Origin of the sequence: Haloarcula salina (assembly GCF_010119195.1) — an archaeon.
Lineage (GTDB): Archaea > Halobacteriota > Halobacteria > Halobacteriales > Haloarculaceae > Haloarcula > Haloarcula salina.
Window position 1 is genome coordinate 279,566 of sequence record NZ_WRXL01000005.1, and the last position, 14,450, is coordinate 294,015.

The 14,450-nt window shown below is 63.4% G+C and carries 10 protein-coding genes; all 10 read right to left on the reverse strand.

What is annotated here, in order from left to right; translation table 11 throughout:
• Positions 1 to 189: 189 nt before the first annotated feature.
• The 10 genes from GM656_RS14700 to GM656_RS14745 all read right to left on the reverse strand — a co-directional run bounded on the left by GM656_RS14700 (position 190) and on the right by GM656_RS14745 (position 14,450).
• Positions 190 to 1,539 (reverse strand): lactate racemase domain-containing protein, encoded by a 1,350-nt coding sequence (locus tag GM656_RS14700; protein WP_162414432.1) that lies wholly within the window; start codon positions 1,537 to 1,539, stop codon positions 190 to 192.
• Between the two features lie 79 nt (positions 1,540 to 1,618).
• Positions 1,619 to 2,692 (reverse strand): glycoside hydrolase family 88 protein, encoded by a 1,074-nt coding sequence (locus tag GM656_RS14705; protein WP_162414526.1) that lies wholly within the window; start codon positions 2,690 to 2,692, stop codon positions 1,619 to 1,621.
• Between the two features lie 567 nt (positions 2,693 to 3,259).
• Positions 3,260 to 4,801 carry a TrkH family potassium uptake protein gene (locus GM656_RS14710; RefSeq protein WP_162414433.1) on the reverse strand — a complete coding sequence of 514 codons (1,542 nt, stop codon included), beginning with the start codon at positions 4,799 to 4,801 and terminating at the stop codon, positions 3,260 to 3,262.
• 37 nt (positions 4,802 to 4,838) lie between these two features.
• Entirely contained in the window at positions 4,839 to 5,042 is a 204-nt protein-coding gene (locus GM656_RS14715) for an HVO_0649 family zinc finger protein (RefSeq protein ID WP_162414434.1), read from the reverse strand.
• A gap of 205 nt (positions 5,043 to 5,247) precedes the next feature.
• Positions 5,248 to 6,000, reverse strand: a complete 753-nt coding sequence (locus GM656_RS14720; RefSeq protein WP_162414435.1) for an Lrp/AsnC family transcriptional regulator — start codon at positions 5,998 to 6,000, stop codon at positions 5,248 to 5,250.
• A 119-nt stretch (positions 6,001 to 6,119) separates the two neighbouring features.
• The gene (locus GM656_RS14725; protein ID WP_162414436.1) at positions 6,120 to 7,448 is read right to left on the reverse strand and encodes a permease; all 1,329 of its coding nucleotides are present in this window, start codon (positions 7,446 to 7,448) and stop codon (positions 6,120 to 6,122) included.
• Positions 7,449 to 7,761: 313 nt separating this feature from the next.
• The gene (gdhB, locus tag GM656_RS14730; RefSeq protein ID WP_162414437.1) at positions 7,762 to 9,069 is read right to left on the reverse strand and encodes a glutamate dehydrogenase GdhB; all 1,308 of its coding nucleotides are present in this window, start codon (positions 9,067 to 9,069) and stop codon (positions 7,762 to 7,764) included.
• Positions 9,066 to 9,209, reverse strand: a complete 144-nt coding sequence (locus tag GM656_RS14735; protein WP_162414438.1) for a rubrerythrin-like domain-containing protein — start codon at positions 9,207 to 9,209, stop codon at positions 9,066 to 9,068. Before GM656_RS14735 ends, gdhB begins: the two co-directional genes overlap by 4 nt.
• A 113-nt stretch (positions 9,210 to 9,322) precedes the next feature.
• Positions 9,323 to 12,205 (reverse strand): bacterio-opsin activator domain-containing protein, encoded by a 2,883-nt coding sequence (locus GM656_RS14740; protein WP_162414439.1) that lies wholly within the window; start codon positions 12,203 to 12,205, stop codon positions 9,323 to 9,325.
• A 280-nt stretch (positions 12,206 to 12,485) separates the two neighbouring features.
• On the reverse strand, positions 12,486 to 14,450 hold the full coding sequence (locus GM656_RS14745; protein ID WP_162414440.1) for a molybdopterin oxidoreductase family protein: 1,965 nt from the start codon (positions 14,448 to 14,450) through the stop codon (positions 12,486 to 12,488).

Sequence of the window (14,450 nt, forward strand, 5' to 3'; positions counted from 1 at the left end):
GTGTGAGTGCCGCCGCTGGGCACAGACGCGGCTCGGTCGATAGCCGCTCCGCTGCCGAGACGGTCCGCTGCCCGTGACGGTCGGTCTCCGTGGATAACACATCACTAGCAATCCTTATAAATCTTTGAGTGTGCCGGCGATTCCCGACGGACAATCGGCCCTGTGCGACGGGGAGAAACGACCGGGGGGCTACTCCCGAAGGGACGGCGCGGCGAACTGGCCGTCGTCGAACTCGATAGGGGACGGGTCCTCGACGACGCGGAGGTCGTCGCGGTCGCGGGCGGCGTCGACCAGCGCCGGCGAGGCGTACAACTGCTGGAGATGCATCGTGTCGGCGGCGCGCAGCACCCGGACGGTGTCGGTGTCGACGACGCCGATGGTCGAGAGCGCGGCGACCAGGCCGGCGCGGTCGGTCTCGACCACCGGCGGGAGCTTCACGCCGCGAATCGTGCTGGCGGTGAGCGCGTTGATGAGCGAGGTCTGGGCGTCGAGTTCGGCGGCGACGGCCTCGTGGACGATGTCCGCCGACCCCATCCCCATGGCGTTGCCGTGGGTCGCCTCGGTCAGCCCGCGGGTGTAGATGCGTTTGATATCCGGTTTTTCCGGGGCGGGCTCGTTGATCGAGAACGGACGGCGCCCGATGACGTTCGTGTCCAGCCCCTGCCCGCTGATCTCCTTGCCCTGGCGGTCGAACACCACGAGGTCGAGTTCCTCGAAGGGGAGTTTGGGCATCAGGTCGTAGGCCAGTTCCAGCAGTTCGCGCTCGCGGTCGAGAAAGCCCGACGGCGGAACGCCCTCGATGAGCGTGGTCTCGTCGCGCTGGTCCTCGACGAGCGCGACGCCGCCGACGACCGGCAGTTCGTCGAGCAACTGTCCGGTTATCTCGGGGATCATCTTCCGGAACGACCAGTCGACGGCCCACTTGTGGGCGATCTGTGCGCCGCGCTGCTTGCCCATCCCGATGACGAGCATCTTCGAGAGCCCGCTCTCGACGGAGCCGTCGAAGTCCGTGTGGGGCTTGACGCGGTTGATCGGCACGATGGCGTCGGCCTCGACGGCGTTGGCGTCGGCGACGACCGGCACGTCCCGGTCCGGGGTCCGCCCGACCTCGACGACCTCCATGCTCGATCGGATCTCACAGTCGATGGTCGACTCCGTCACGCCGAGTTCGTTCAGCATCTCGCGCTGGCCCTCGCCGGTCGCGCCGCCGTGGCTCCCCATCGCGGGGAACACGAACGGCTCGTAGCCGGCGTCTCTGACCGCCTCGACGACGCCGCCGACGATGGTCGAGAGATTCGCGATGCCGCGGCTGCCGACGCCCAGCGCGACCTCCCCGCCGTCGGGCACGTCGGCGAACGACAGGGACTCGACGGCCCGCGCAGCGTGGGCCGCGACCTCCCCGGGCGGAATCGGGTCGGTCTCCCAGACCTGTTCGATGACCCCCAGTTCCGGGAGCGGCGGGTCGCCGCAGGCCTCGACGATGGTGTCTTCCGGGACGGACAGCGCTCGCGCCGCTCTCTCCTGTTCGCTTGCGTCCATACACGTCGTATCGGTTCGTCGGCCTATAAAACGTGGTCCTCGTCGGTCGAGCGCCCCGGAGCCGCTCGCGACCGATCCCTCACTGCCGGTCGCTGTCCGCCGCCATGAGGTACCAGCCCTGCCCGTAGGGCGTCACGGTCAGCGGCGCTTCAGGGCCGCCGGGGGGACCGGCCACGCGATTGACGTTGCCCTCGTCGTCGACGACGCGCGTCACGGCGTCGAGCGCGTCGGCCGCCGCCTCGCCGTAGGTCGCCTCGTCGAGGTGTCCGAGGTCGATGCCGCGGTTGAACGCGTACGCGAACATCAGCGTCCCGGAGGATTCGAGCGGCGTGTCCGGGTCGTCCACGAGGTTGTGCCAGAAGCCGCTGCCGTCCTGAAGCGGGAGCAGCGACGCGCAGTGGTCGCTGAACTGCTCGGCGAGGTCGTCGCGGCGCGCGTGCTCGTCGGGCAGTCGGTCGAGGATCTCGACGGCCGCCGCGGCGGCCCAGCCGTTCCCCCGGGCCCAGAAGGTCCCCTGGGGGTAGTGGTCCGGCCGTTCGACCCAGATGTGGCGGAACAGGCCGGTCCGCGGGTCCCGGAGGTGCTCGGCGTGGACCTCGTACTGTTCGACGGCCTCGTCGTGGGCCGCCGGCTCGTCGGCGGCCTCGGCGTAGCGGCTGAAGAAGGGACACATCATGTACGCCGAGTCGATCCACAGCGACTTGATGCCGGCCACCTCGGGGTCGTGGTGGGGGATGCCGCCCGTCTCCGTCCGGTCGACGGACAGGAGCCACTCGTACTCGTTTCGGGCCGCGTCGAGGTAGCGCTCGTCGCCCGTCCGCTCGTAGAAGTCGAGCACGCCGTGGCCGATGGCGGTCGTGTTGTTCGTGTTCATGCACTTCTTGACCGTCAGGTCCCAGCTGGCCTCGTACTCCCGGCCGTGGCTGAACACCTCGATGGGATAGCTCGGGCCGTAGCCCAGCTGACCGTCGTCGTCCTGCGTCGCGACGGCCGTGTCGACGAGTGTTCGGGCTGTCTGGACCGACGGCTCGCTTCCCTCGGACAACAGTCCGTTGATGGCGACGCCGGTGATCCACGACTTGCCGTCGAGGTCGAGCGACCGGAGTTGCGATGCGACGCGTGCCGCTGAAGGTGTGGGTTCGTCTATCGACATCTGCTCGGTGTCTGTGCTTGCCACCCAGCCGACTAAAAGGTATGCGTACGACTCTCGCGCCTGTGGTCTCCTCATCTTTCAGAGACTCCGAGAGATCCGAGGAAAGCTGGATCGATTTTGATTTTTCTCTCTAATTTATATACGTGAATTCTAATATATGTATGCAAAATTGGATATATCGTAATGATTAGGCTCAATAGAGATAGATCTCGGGGCGATATCGAAGTAAGTACCATTGTATTCGACTATTCTGAATCTACCAAACGGGGTAAAGAGCGGTTCTGATACAGCGAGTACGCGGCCCGAGACGCAGTCTCAAACGAGCGATCCGCGTGACTGCCAGCGGTTTCACAAAATTTTTGCCGATCGGCTCTCGACGTTCTGAGTGGGTTCTGGTCCCCGCTTCGCTCCCCTTCGAGCCGCTCCACACATCGATTGCCCCCGGGCCCAGAACCCGGCGTTCGGATTCCGAGCGTCAGACGGTCTGGGACACGCCACGTTCGGCTGTCCCGCCGTTTTCTCTGAGTGCGACCGTCGAGTGTTCCGACCGGACCGGCGCGTCGGTGCTCAGGACTGCCAGTACGAGCGGGTGAGCAAGACGAGCACGGGGATGATCTCCAGCCGGCCGATCCACATCAGGAAGAACAGCAGGAGCTTCGTGCTCCGCGGGAACGGCAGGAAATTGTTCATCGGACCGACGAGACCGACGCCAGGCCCGACGTTGCCCAGCGTGGCGGCGACCGCGCTCGTCGCTTCGAAGGCGGTCAGGTCCCCGCCCGGAACGCCGACGACGACCACGGCCAGCGTCGCGACGGCGAAGATGAGGATGTAGAGAGCGGTGAACGCGTGGATTCCGCGAACCGCAGTCTCGTCGATGACCTGGTCACCGAGGCGCACCGGTCTGACGGCCTCGGGGTGTATCGTCGTGAAGAGCTCCCGGCGGAGCGATTTCAGGATCACGATCCACCTGACGACCTTTATGCTGCCGCCGGTGCTGCCGGCGGACCCGCCGACGAACATGCCGAAGAGCAGGACGTACTGCGCGTGGTTCCCCCAGTTGTTGAAGTCCATGCTCGCGTACCCGGTCGTCGTCACGATGGACGCGACCTGGAAGGCGGCGTGCCTGAGCGACGGTTCGAGCGCGCCCGTGAGCGCCGCGAATCCGGGCGTCGCGTAGAGGAGGCCGGTGACGAGCGCCGTGAGGATGCCGATCGCGCCCAGATAGCCCCTGATCTCCACGTCCTCGAGCACCGTTCGGAAGTCGCGGTTCCAGAAGTGCCAGAACAGCGCGAAGTTCGTCCCGGCGGCGATCATGAACGGGATGACGAACCACTGGACGACCGCGGTGAACGCTTCGAGCGAGCGCGCCTCCGGCGAAAAGCCGCCGGTTGGCATCGTCGTGAAGCCGTGGGCGACGGCGTTGTAGAGCGTCATCTCGGGGGCCATCCCGACGGAGTGAAACACGTAGAGCCCGGCGATCTCGACGGCGGTGAGCCCGACGTACAGGCCCCAGAGGGCGCGCGCCGTCTCGGCGATCCGCGGCGTGAGCTTCTCGATTCCCGGTCCGGGCGCTTCCGCGTCCATGAGCTGTGCGCCGCCCACCGAAAGTTCGGGGAGGATTGCGATCGCCAGGACGACGATTCCCATCCCACCGAGCCACTGCGTCTCCTGTCGCCACATCAGTAGCGCCCGCGAGTGGTGCTCGAAGGAGATGGTCCCCATGACGGTCGACCCCGTCGTCGTGAACCCGCTCATCGTCTCGAAGAGCGCGTTCACCGGGAATCGAAGCGTCGACTCCGCCCCGTACGCCGTCATCCAGCCCTCGACGAGGTACGGGACGGCACCGACCACGCTGACGAGGAGCCACGTCAGGGCGACCATAAGAAACCCCTCGCGGGCACCGAGAGCCTTCGCGGGGTCACCGTGGAGCCGTTCGAGTGCCCAGCCGACCGCGAACGCGACCGCGACGCTGACGAGGAACGTCACGAGCCCTCGTCCGTAGTAGGCCGCGAGCGCGACGGGGAACAGCATCGGCACTGTGAGCCACTTCACGACGCTGCCAGCGAGACTGAAGCTCGCGCGCCAGTCGACACGTACCATCGTATTCATCGGTTCCTGCGAGAGTCGTCAGCGCTCGGGACGGCCGTCACTCCTCGTGGACGTCGAGCGTGTGGGACCTGACCGCCCCGCACTGCGGACACTCGTGGGAGTACTCTACCACGTCGCCGTTCGTCTCGCTCCGCCAGCCTCCGTCGGCGTCCTCGTACCCGCAGTCCGGACAGACCAGCTCTTCGTGATCGTAGTACTCTCGCAGGCGTTCCAGCGCCGACCGACTGTGTTCTGTCGTCATGTTCCCCCGTAACGAGAGGGAGGATAAAAATCCATCGCCACAGATTATCGAATTGCCCATCTGAATTACAATTCACTATCGAGACGGTAATATTAGATATATTCATTTTTGTTTCGGAAACAGAAGGCACGTGGCGAGAACGACGGTGATACGGGATCGATCGCGGGGCAAGCGAGCGAGACAGGCACCGACATTCGATCGCCGCTCACTGAATCCCTTCGGCTGCGAAAGCGCGTTTGATAGTTTCGGGCGCGGACTCCCGGCAGAAGATCGAGACCACGTCGCCCGCTTCGATGTGCGTCGCCCCCTTCGGCGTGAGTCGGTCGTCGCCGCGTTCGATACCCACGACGAGCACCTCGTCCGGCAACAGTCCGGCCCGGTTGGCCTCCTCCAGCGACAGCCCCGTGATTTCGGCGTCAGCCGAGACGGTAAATTCGAGTATTTCGGCCCCGCCAGCGAGCGACTGGAAGTCGGTGAGCGCCGTGTGCGAGCGTCCGTTTTCGGGGTTGAACGGCTGGTAGGGGTGGAACTGCTCGTCCCGGACGATGTCCTCGCGCTCGACGACGAGGCCGAGGTCCGAGAGCATCTGCGTGATTCGGCTGATGTCGTCGGTGTCCTCGCCGACTGCCATGACGACGACGTTCTCCTGGCCGGCCATCAGCTCCCTGACGTTTACCACGCCGGGAATCGTGGTCGCCTCGGAGACCAGCGCCGAGAGATCGCTCGGCGGCGCGGTACACGTGAACTGCGTCGTGATCTTTCCGCCGATGCGCTCGTAGTCGATGTCGGCGTGATACCCCTCGATGATCCCGTTGTCCTCCAGTTGGCGGACCCGATTGCGAATCGTGGCCGGCGTCACGTCCACTTCCTCGGCGATCATCGGTGCCGACGTTCGCCTCGCGTCGGCCGCCAGGTGATAGAGGATACGCCGGTCGATTTCGTCGACTCTGTAGCTCATAGTCTTCGTATTTTCGTATCGGTGAAGTATATTGCGGCCCGTTTTCGAATCGGAAACGAGCCCGGTAGTGGGCGCGATAGTCACGCCGAAATCGGCAGCCGCCGCGGGTCAGCGGACGCTCAGTCGGCCGTCTGGGCGTGTTCGCCCGGTCCGCTCTCGCCGACGGACTCCGTGCGGTGGAGCCAGTAGAGGAACAGGAAGAAACCGGTCGCGAGCACGTTCAGCACCAACTTGTAGTTCATCTCGATCTGGACCTCGGCGATCTGGACGCTCTCCGGGTCGGGGATGAGCCCGAATCCAAGGAAGACGAAGTGGATGACGAACCCGGTGACGACGGCGGCGACGAAGATCATCGCCGAGAGGATGGCGGCGAACGTCGTACCGTAGTACTCGCGGTAGGCGTCCACGATCGGCGGGACGATGAGGTCAGCGTAGATGTAGCTCAGGACGGCACCGAATGGCAGTCCGTTCGAGAACAGCACCGCTCCGAACGGGACGTTCCCCACCGAGCAGACGAACGTGGCGACGCCGATGACGGTCCCGAGCACCGCGGTCCAGAAGACGTACACCGGCAGGCCGAACGTCGCGCCAGAGAACACGCTCGTCCAGACCTGTTCGGGAATGAAGCCGGCGATGAGACCGGCGAAGACGAATCCGATGGCGATTTCGTCCCACAGCATGCCCCACTCCTTCCACTGCTTGTCGGCCAGCGCCTTCCATCCCGAGAGAGACGTGGCCTGCTCGCGGATCGTGGTGTCGGCCTCCTCGGGGTCGAAGCTCTCCTTGCAGGACGCCGAACAGAAGTAGTACGTTCGGCCGTCGGTGTCGACGGAGTAGTCGGTCTCGTCGGGGTCGACCTCCATCCCGCAGACCGGGTCTCGGGCGGTCCGGTCGCCGTCGTCCTGAATGTTGTCTCTGGCCTCCTCGATGACTTCCTGTGGCGTCAGGTAGACGAACCCGAACGCCATCATGCCGATGAGCATGAAGCCGCCGACTACGTCGGCGAGCAGGAACTGCCAGCCGAGCAGTATCCAGATGACGGCTCCGATCTCGATGACGAGGTTCGTCGAGGCGAACATGAACGCCCCGAGCGTCGCGGCGGCCGATCCGCCCTTCTTGAAGAGGTTCTTCGCGGTTGCGATGGCGCTGTAGGAACACGACGAGGAGACGAAGCCGAACAGCGACCCGTAGCCGATCTCGCGGGCGCCGTGGCCCTCCAGGAGTTCCGAGACCGTCTCGTCCGAGGTCCACGCCTCGACGCCGCCTGCGATGGCGAATCCGATCACGAGCGCCCACCACGTGATCCACGCCATCGCCGCCGTCGTCGTCACGAACTGCCGAGTGCTCTCGACGAGAAACGCCGACAGCGGCTCGGTGGTGGTGACCACGCCGATACCGACCGTCGCGGCTGCGATGACAGCCAGGATCGCGTATTCGTTGCGCTCCATGTGTACAGAACGTGGGGCTCTTTGCCTAACGGGATTGTGACTAGGAAACTGAACGTCTCCCACCTGTGTCTCTTTGGTTTCCAAGCCCTCCGGGCCGGGCTGCATTGGTGTCTCAATCCCCGGAGCGGACTCCGAGCACCACCGCCGAGAGCGATATCCTTCACCGTCCGGTTCCAACGCCAGAATCGCGTGCAGTCGCTCGGGGACCAGCCGAACACTGTTACTGTGCTCCCAACTGATGCCTGCCGGAACACGCCACACTGCCCTCGCTCAAGCGGTCTCACGCTCGCAGAGCGGAGAATGTGACATCTGACTACGGCCACAACCCACGTGCTTCGTGCGCCTCAGCGATGCGGGATAGTGCGACGATGTAGGCCGCATCACGCCAGCTACCGTCGCGTTGCTCGAACTCCGATTGAACCGCATCCCAGGCGGCCTGCATTTCCGCTTCAAGTTCGTCGTTCACCCGTTCGAGCGACCAGGCCCGCCGGTTGATGTCCTGGAGCCACTCGAAATAACTCACCGTGACACCGCCTGCGTTGGCGAGAATATCGGGAATCACAGCGACACCCCGGGCAGCGAGAATCGAATCAGCCGCCGACGTCGTCGGACCGTTCGCCCCCTCGATGACGAGGTCTGCAGCAATCGCCTCCGCGTTCCCTTCGGTGATCACGTTCCCCAGGGCAGCCGGAATGAGAACGTCGACGTCGAGGGTAAGCAATTCGTCGTTCGAAATCACGGTGTCCGCGTATGTGGTCACGGCTTCTGGCTCTTCGTCGTGCGACGGAACTGCCGCCGTCTCGATCCCCTCCGGCTCGTACATCGCTCCATTCACGTCGCTGATCGCGACGATAGTTGCGCCCCACTCGTCGAGGAGTCGGGCTGCATTTGCGCCGACGCTCCCGTATCCTTGGACTGCGACAGTGGCGTCCTCGAGCGGCTGGTCGTAGTACTCGCAAGCCAGCTGTGTGATGAGCGCGACACTCCGTCCAGGGGCTTCCTCGCGGCCTTCGCTCCCGCCGACCACCGGTGGCTTCCCGGTGACGACACCCGGCGTCGTCTCACCTTCCTGCATCGAATAGGCGTCCATCAGCCACGCCATCGTCTGGGGGTCCGTGCCCATGTCGGGGGCGGGGATGTCCTGGTTTGGTCCGATATTGTCACGCAGTTCCTGTGCGAATCGTCGTGTGAGCCGCTCCTTCTCTTTCGCACTCAGCTCCTTCGGGTTGACAGCGACGCCACCCTTGGCTCCGCCGAAGGGGAGATCCATGACCGCACACTTCCAGGTCATCCACATGCCCAGGCCGACACACTCGTCTCTGGTCACGTCGGGGTGGTATCGTAGCCCGCCCTTGTATGGCCCTCTGACGCTGTCGTGCTGAGCACGATAGCCCGTGAACACTTCGACCGTCCCGTCGTCCCGCTCGATAGGCACCGTAACCTCGTGGACCTTTTTGGGATATTTGAGTCGTTCGACGATATTCGGGTCGATATCGAGGTCGTTAGCGGCGTGGTACAGTTGGCGGCGAGCGGTTTCGAGTGCCGATTCGGGTTCGGTCGTGTCGACCGTGCCGTCGCCTGTCTCCTCGCGGGCGTTCTCAGATCTCGATGCCATGGTCATTCGAGCGGCATTTGTCGGTTTCTCATCGGGCCGCTACAATCGGGGCACTGATTGGGGCTGTTCTCGGCGATGATGATATTGCCACACTCGAAGCACTCGTAGGGGGTTTCTCCGGTTGGTTCAGGGTCGACATCTCTCATTGTACGTTCCCGAGTGCCGCCAGTTGGAGTGGCGCACTCTAGAAGGGGATAATAAGTGTATAAGGGAATATTCGGCTATTGACTATCAAATAGCAGTGAGACAAATAGGTTTGTTATTGAACCGTGCTGACAGTCGAAGTGACAGGGACCGCGTTCTCCTCAAATAGCGCGCGAAACAGTTTTCGCTGGACGGTTCGAGCGTGCTGATAGAACGCCGGTGGGGAGATGCCGAGCGTCTCCGCCACGTCCTCGCCCGTGCTCTCGCGCGGCGACTCGAAGTAGCCACTGTAGTACGCCGTCTGGAGCACCTCCAGTTGCCGGTCGGTCACTGAATCGAGGAATTTCGAGTAAAGGGTGTGTTCTGCGGTCTGATCGAGTGTCTTCTTCGCACGGAGTTCGACGCCAGCGAACGTGTCCTGGACGAGCTGTGTGATCGTTCGGACATCCATGCTGACCGGGATATCGATGACGAGCGTCGTCGTGGTCGGATCAGCGATGGCTTCACGGAAGACGGCGCCATGATCAGCCAGTTCCAGGGCGAGAAACGGCTGTGTGAGTCGGAGCCGAAGGACGCCCCCTTCACCGTCCGCACTGATTTGTTGTACTTCGTCGACCCCGACCAACTCCGAGGCGGCGGCAGCGACATCACCGACTGTCCCGTCGTCGACGGTCACAAACACGTAGTTGCCTTCCGTCGATTGTTGGATGCCACCCTGGTAGGAAAGGCTACACTCCGCGTTCTGTGCGAGCCGTGAGAGGACGAACGATGGATCGTCGACGGTGAACTCGACGCGCGTCATCGACGTCGTGAGAAGGGCATTCTTCCGCTCGATCGCGCTGAGTGCGGACGCGATCGTTTCACCGAGTTCAGCCAGGACGGCTTTCGTTGTCTCGTCGAACGCATCCTGAGTCGGTGCGTACACCGTCAACACGCCGTGGGTGAGGTCGCTGTACACGAGCGGGATGCTCAGGACAGAGAGGTAGTCCCGAGCGAGCGCGTCCTTCCGCCACGCTTCGTCGCGGAGCCCGGCAGCGACGTTCGTGACCATCGTTACATCGCCGGTGGCGGCGGCTTCTCCGGCTGGCTCCGTACCTGAGGCTTGGACGGCGAACGGCTGGCTATCCAAGTACCCCTGTTCGGTGCCTCCCCAGGCACGCGGCTCGAGGGTGTTGGTCGCTGGATCGACCGTCCCAACCCAGGCGAATCGGAACCGATCATCGGCGGTCAATAGCTCACAGACCGTATGATTGATCTCCTCGCGCGTCTCCGCCTGAACGAGGGCTTGATCGATCTCTCGAATTGTCTCGTTGATGCGGTTCAGGGCGGTCAACTGCTCGTTTTGCGCTTGAAGCGTTCGATCTTGTTCGCGGAGTCGTGATTCACGCGTGACGCGGTCGAGAGCCGCTTCGGCAGTGGCCGCGAGCAGGTCGGCCAGTTCTCGCGTCACGTCGTCGAACGCGCCGACTTGATCCGACCCCGCGATGAACACGCCGTGGTTACCGAGCGGGATGTAGGCCGCACATCGGAGATCGGTGGCACGGTTGTCAAGCCGATCTGCATCGTGGATGTCGTCGAAGAACAGTACTTCGTCCTCGACGAAACTGTAACTCGGAAGGGTTTCCCCGTCTACGGGGACGGTCGGGAGCGGGCCGTTTAGATCGGTCATTGTCGCCGAGTGCGCTGTGGGGCGGAGAGTGTTAGCATCGGCGTCGAAGAGATAGACCGCACTCGCGTGGAGATTGAGGACGCCGGGGGTATCGTCGACGATGTGCTGGGCGATCTCCTGGTGGGTCTCGGCGTAGAGGAAATCACGGGCGGTCTCGTGGAGCGTCGCGAGCGCCTCCTCGCGCTGTTTGCGTTTCGTAATATCCCGACAACTGAAGAGGAGCGTCCCGTCCTGAATCGAGACCTCGCGAACGTTGACCAGAAGCGTGTGCTCGCGACCGGCTTTGTCCGTTGCCGTGGTTTCGATGTTCTTGAGGACACCGTTCTCTGCGAGTTCCTCCCGATCAAAGAGATCCTCGCCGAGAAGATCATCTATGGTTCCGACCTCCTGAATCTCCTCGGCCGTGTAGCCAAAGATGAAATGGACGTTGGGACAGACGTAGGTGTACGTCCCGTCTTCGCCCGTAATGAGGACGGTGTCGGTCATGTTGTTGAGTGTGACCCGATGGAGTTCTTCGGATTGTCGGAGATTCCGTTCGAGGTCGACTCGCTCGGTGATATCGACGCCTTCGACGACGACCGAGACGAGGTCCCCGCGTTCGTTCTCGACGGGACGAACGGAGAGATCGATGACGCGCGGCTCGTCGATGTGCGACGGCTGTGTGACGACCGCATTGCCGAACGATCCGTCGAGTGCCTTCTCCACGAGCTGTTGGACGTCCCTGTTGGTTGCATCCGCTTTTGACCACCACGGAAGCGCCCAGAAGGGTTCTCCAATGATCATTTCGATGTCGTCATCGATCATCTCCCGTGCCGTCTCATTCACGCGGGTGAGTAGGCCATCCGGATCGAGTACCCACGTCGCGGTTCGCGAGTCATTGAATATTGCGTCGAACTGTCTGGCCCGCTCTCGTTGCGTGGCGGATCGCTGTGCGGATCGGATCGCCCGTTCGGTTCGTTCGATGAGTTCGTCGGTCATCTGTGCTGGCGAGTCTGTGAGCGCGATGTAATCCGTGACGCCGGCTTCGATAGCCTCGCTAGCGAGGGCTTCACTTCCAGCGGTAGTGGCGAGTAGGACGGGAAGCGAAGTCGTTTCCGCTCGGATCTCTCTTAGGAGTTCGAGGGCGGTTGTCTCTTTGAGCGCATACTCGCTGACGAGACAGTCCGTCGGCCGCCTCCGGACGATTTCGATGGCCGCTGTCTGGGTTCGAACGTGTTGCACACTCGCATTGGTCCGCTTTTTCAGCGCCGTGGCGAATTCCGCCAGCCAGTCGTCAGTCCCGACGAGCAACACCGTTGACGAATTAAGAACGGGCTGGGAAGAAACCATGATTCGAACACGGGGCTGGTTAACTATCAAACTAGTCCGTAATATCGGTACTTGTTATCGAACTCTCACTGGCATGGGAAGCACTGTACAATAACAGGTATCAACAAATATCCGAGAAAAGACGTATATTATGACTATTTAATACACATAGTGCATTACTACGACCATACAATACAAAAACGCAATGAAAATCGCATTCATAATTGTAGAAGCGAGCATCCATCTACATATATTGCCGATCCCCTACTATTAATTGTTAATCTAGTAGGAGAGCAAGATCTCAGCCATCGGTCGTCATCGGTGATGCTGCCGGACTGACCGTAACAGAAGAGCCGTCGTCTCGCAGGATCGGGTCAGCGACCGAAGCGTGGAGGTACACCGTTCCCCGACGTGTATCGGCATCTAGGTCTGCAGTCGTCTCGACTGCGGCAGTATCAGTCGAGACGACAACTGTGTCACCCGATTCGATACTCCGCTCATTCGCGTCAACCGGGTGGATTCGGAGCAGGTGGTGGTCGGGTCGCGGGTTGCCGTAGAACTCGCTCGTACGGCCGCCGGTAACCAGTTCGAGGCCGCCTTGCCGATTGGATTCCCCAATCGGCTGTGTGGTTCCGAACGCAGCGAGTCCGTCGGCGGTTGCGAAGGTATCGCGATACAGAACGCTGTCGTCGTCGGTCGGCCACTGTCGTCCCTCGTCGCCGACCGCTGCGAACGATAGTCCTTCGAGCGTGGGTGCGACCCGGGTCAGTTCGTCGAACACCTCGTCGATGCCCGCGTACTCGAAGTGGCCTTTTCCCTCGAAGAACCGCTGTCCGAGGCCCGCGAGAATAGCGGCGTCTGACCGGGACGAACCCGGCGGTGTCGCGCCGGGACGCAGTCGTTGGACCCGGCGTTCGAGGTTGGTAACGGTCCCGGCCTTCTCGACGCCGGCCGCGACCGGGAGCACCACGTCAGCGTGCCGCGTCGTCGCGCTCGGCGCGAGATCGAGCACGACGAGCACGTCGAGTGCGTCGAGCCGCTGGCGAATCCACTCTCGGTCCCGCTTCGAGATGGCTGGGTTCTCACCGACGATCAGCGCGCCGCGGATATCGTCACCGAACGAAGAGAGCAGTTCGGACCCACTCCTTCCCGGCGTCGAGGGCGGTTCGACTCCCCACTCCGCGGCGATTCGAGCCCGTGCCCCGTCGTCGGTCACCGACTGGTGACCGGGGAGTCGGTCGGGCACGCATCCGACATCGGTGGCCCCCTGCTCGTTGACGAGCCCTCGGAGAACGTACAGTCCGGTCCCGCGGCGACCGATGTTCCCTGTCAGCAACAACAGATTGAGGAGCGCCGCCGGCGCGTTCGGTCGTCCCTCTGTCCCTTCGACACCGGTCCCCACGAGGGCCGCGACGCGGTCGGCACTCGCGACCGCCTCGCCGACGCGCTGGACCCGCTCGCTGTCGACGCCGGCGACGGTCGCCGCGCGCTCTTGGTCAAACTCTCCCAGCGCGGCCGCGAACTCCTCGAAGCCCCGCGTCCGGGTACTGACGAACGAGTCGTCGACGCCGCCGCGCTCGAGGACGGACGTACTCAACAGATCGAACACGATCGCGTCCGTATCCGGCCGTGGCGCGAGATGCACGTCGGCCAAGCGCGTCGTCCGGTTTCCGACCGGGTCGACGTGGACGAGCGTCGCTCCGTCGTTGACGGCGGGCCTGACGAAGCTATTGAAGGCGACCGGCTGGCGCTCGGCGGGGTTCGCTCCGGCCGCGATGATGACATCCGCCTCGAGGAGGTCTTCGAGGGCGTTCGTCGTCGCCGGATACCCGACCCGTTCGGAGAGCGCTCGCGCGGTCGTACTGTGGCAGTGCCGGGCGCGGTTGTCGACGTTGTTCGTCCCGAGCGTCCGCGCGAGCTTCTGTAGCAGGTAGTTCTCCTCGTTGGTACAGTGTGGCGCACCGAGGAAGGCGAGCGCGTCGGGGCCGTGTGCGTCGACGACCGCCTCGAACTGCTCGACGACGCGATCGTACGCCGTCTCCCACGAGACGACGTGCCGATCGCCGCCGCGACGGACGATCGGCTCCGTGAGTCGCTCGTCGGCCACGTCGAAGGCGCCCGCACCGCTCTCACAGAGCCGCCCGTTCGGATTCGCCGGTGCGGCGACGCCCCGTGCGCGCGTCTCGTCGGACCCCGTCCGCAGGCGACAGCCGACGCCACAGAGCGGGCACACCGTTCCCGTTTCAGCGGACGTGTCGTCGGTCAT

What these genes read in the sequence shown, in the direction of transcription:
- GM656_RS14745 (WP_162414440.1), bottom strand. Translation starts at nt 14,450, where the DNA reads ATGACCGACGACACGTCCGCTGAAACGGGAACGGTGTGCCCGCTCTGT.
- GM656_RS14720 (WP_162414435.1), bottom strand. Translation starts at nt 6,000, where the DNA reads ATGAGCTACAGAGTCGACGAAATCGACCGGCGTATCCTCTATCACCTG.
- GM656_RS14735 (WP_162414438.1), bottom strand. Translation starts at nt 9,209, where the DNA reads ATGAGAGATGTCGACCCTGAACCAACCGGAGAAACCCCCTACGAGTGC.
- GM656_RS14725 (WP_162414436.1), bottom strand. Translation starts at nt 7,448, where the DNA reads ATGGAGCGCAACGAATACGCGATCCTGGCTGTCATCGCAGCCGCGACG.
- GM656_RS14715 (WP_162414434.1), bottom strand. Translation starts at nt 5,042, where the DNA reads ATGACGACAGAACACAGTCGGTCGGCGCTGGAACGCCTGCGAGAGTAC.
- GM656_RS14710 (WP_162414433.1), bottom strand. Translation starts at nt 4,801, where the DNA reads ATGAATACGATGGTACGTGTCGACTGGCGCGCGAGCTTCAGTCTCGCT.
- GM656_RS14740 (WP_162414439.1), bottom strand. Translation starts at nt 12,205, where the DNA reads ATGGTTTCTTCCCAGCCCGTTCTTAATTCGTCAACGGTGTTGCTCGTC.
- GM656_RS14700 (WP_162414432.1), bottom strand. Translation starts at nt 1,539, where the DNA reads ATGGACGCAAGCGAACAGGAGAGAGCGGCGCGAGCGCTGTCCGTCCCG.
- gdhB (WP_162414437.1), bottom strand. Translation starts at nt 9,069, where the DNA reads ATGACCATGGCATCGAGATCTGAGAACGCCCGCGAGGAGACAGGCGAC.
- GM656_RS14705 (WP_162414526.1), bottom strand. Translation starts at nt 2,692, where the DNA reads ATGTCGATAGACGAACCCACACCTTCAGCGGCACGCGTCGCATCGCAA.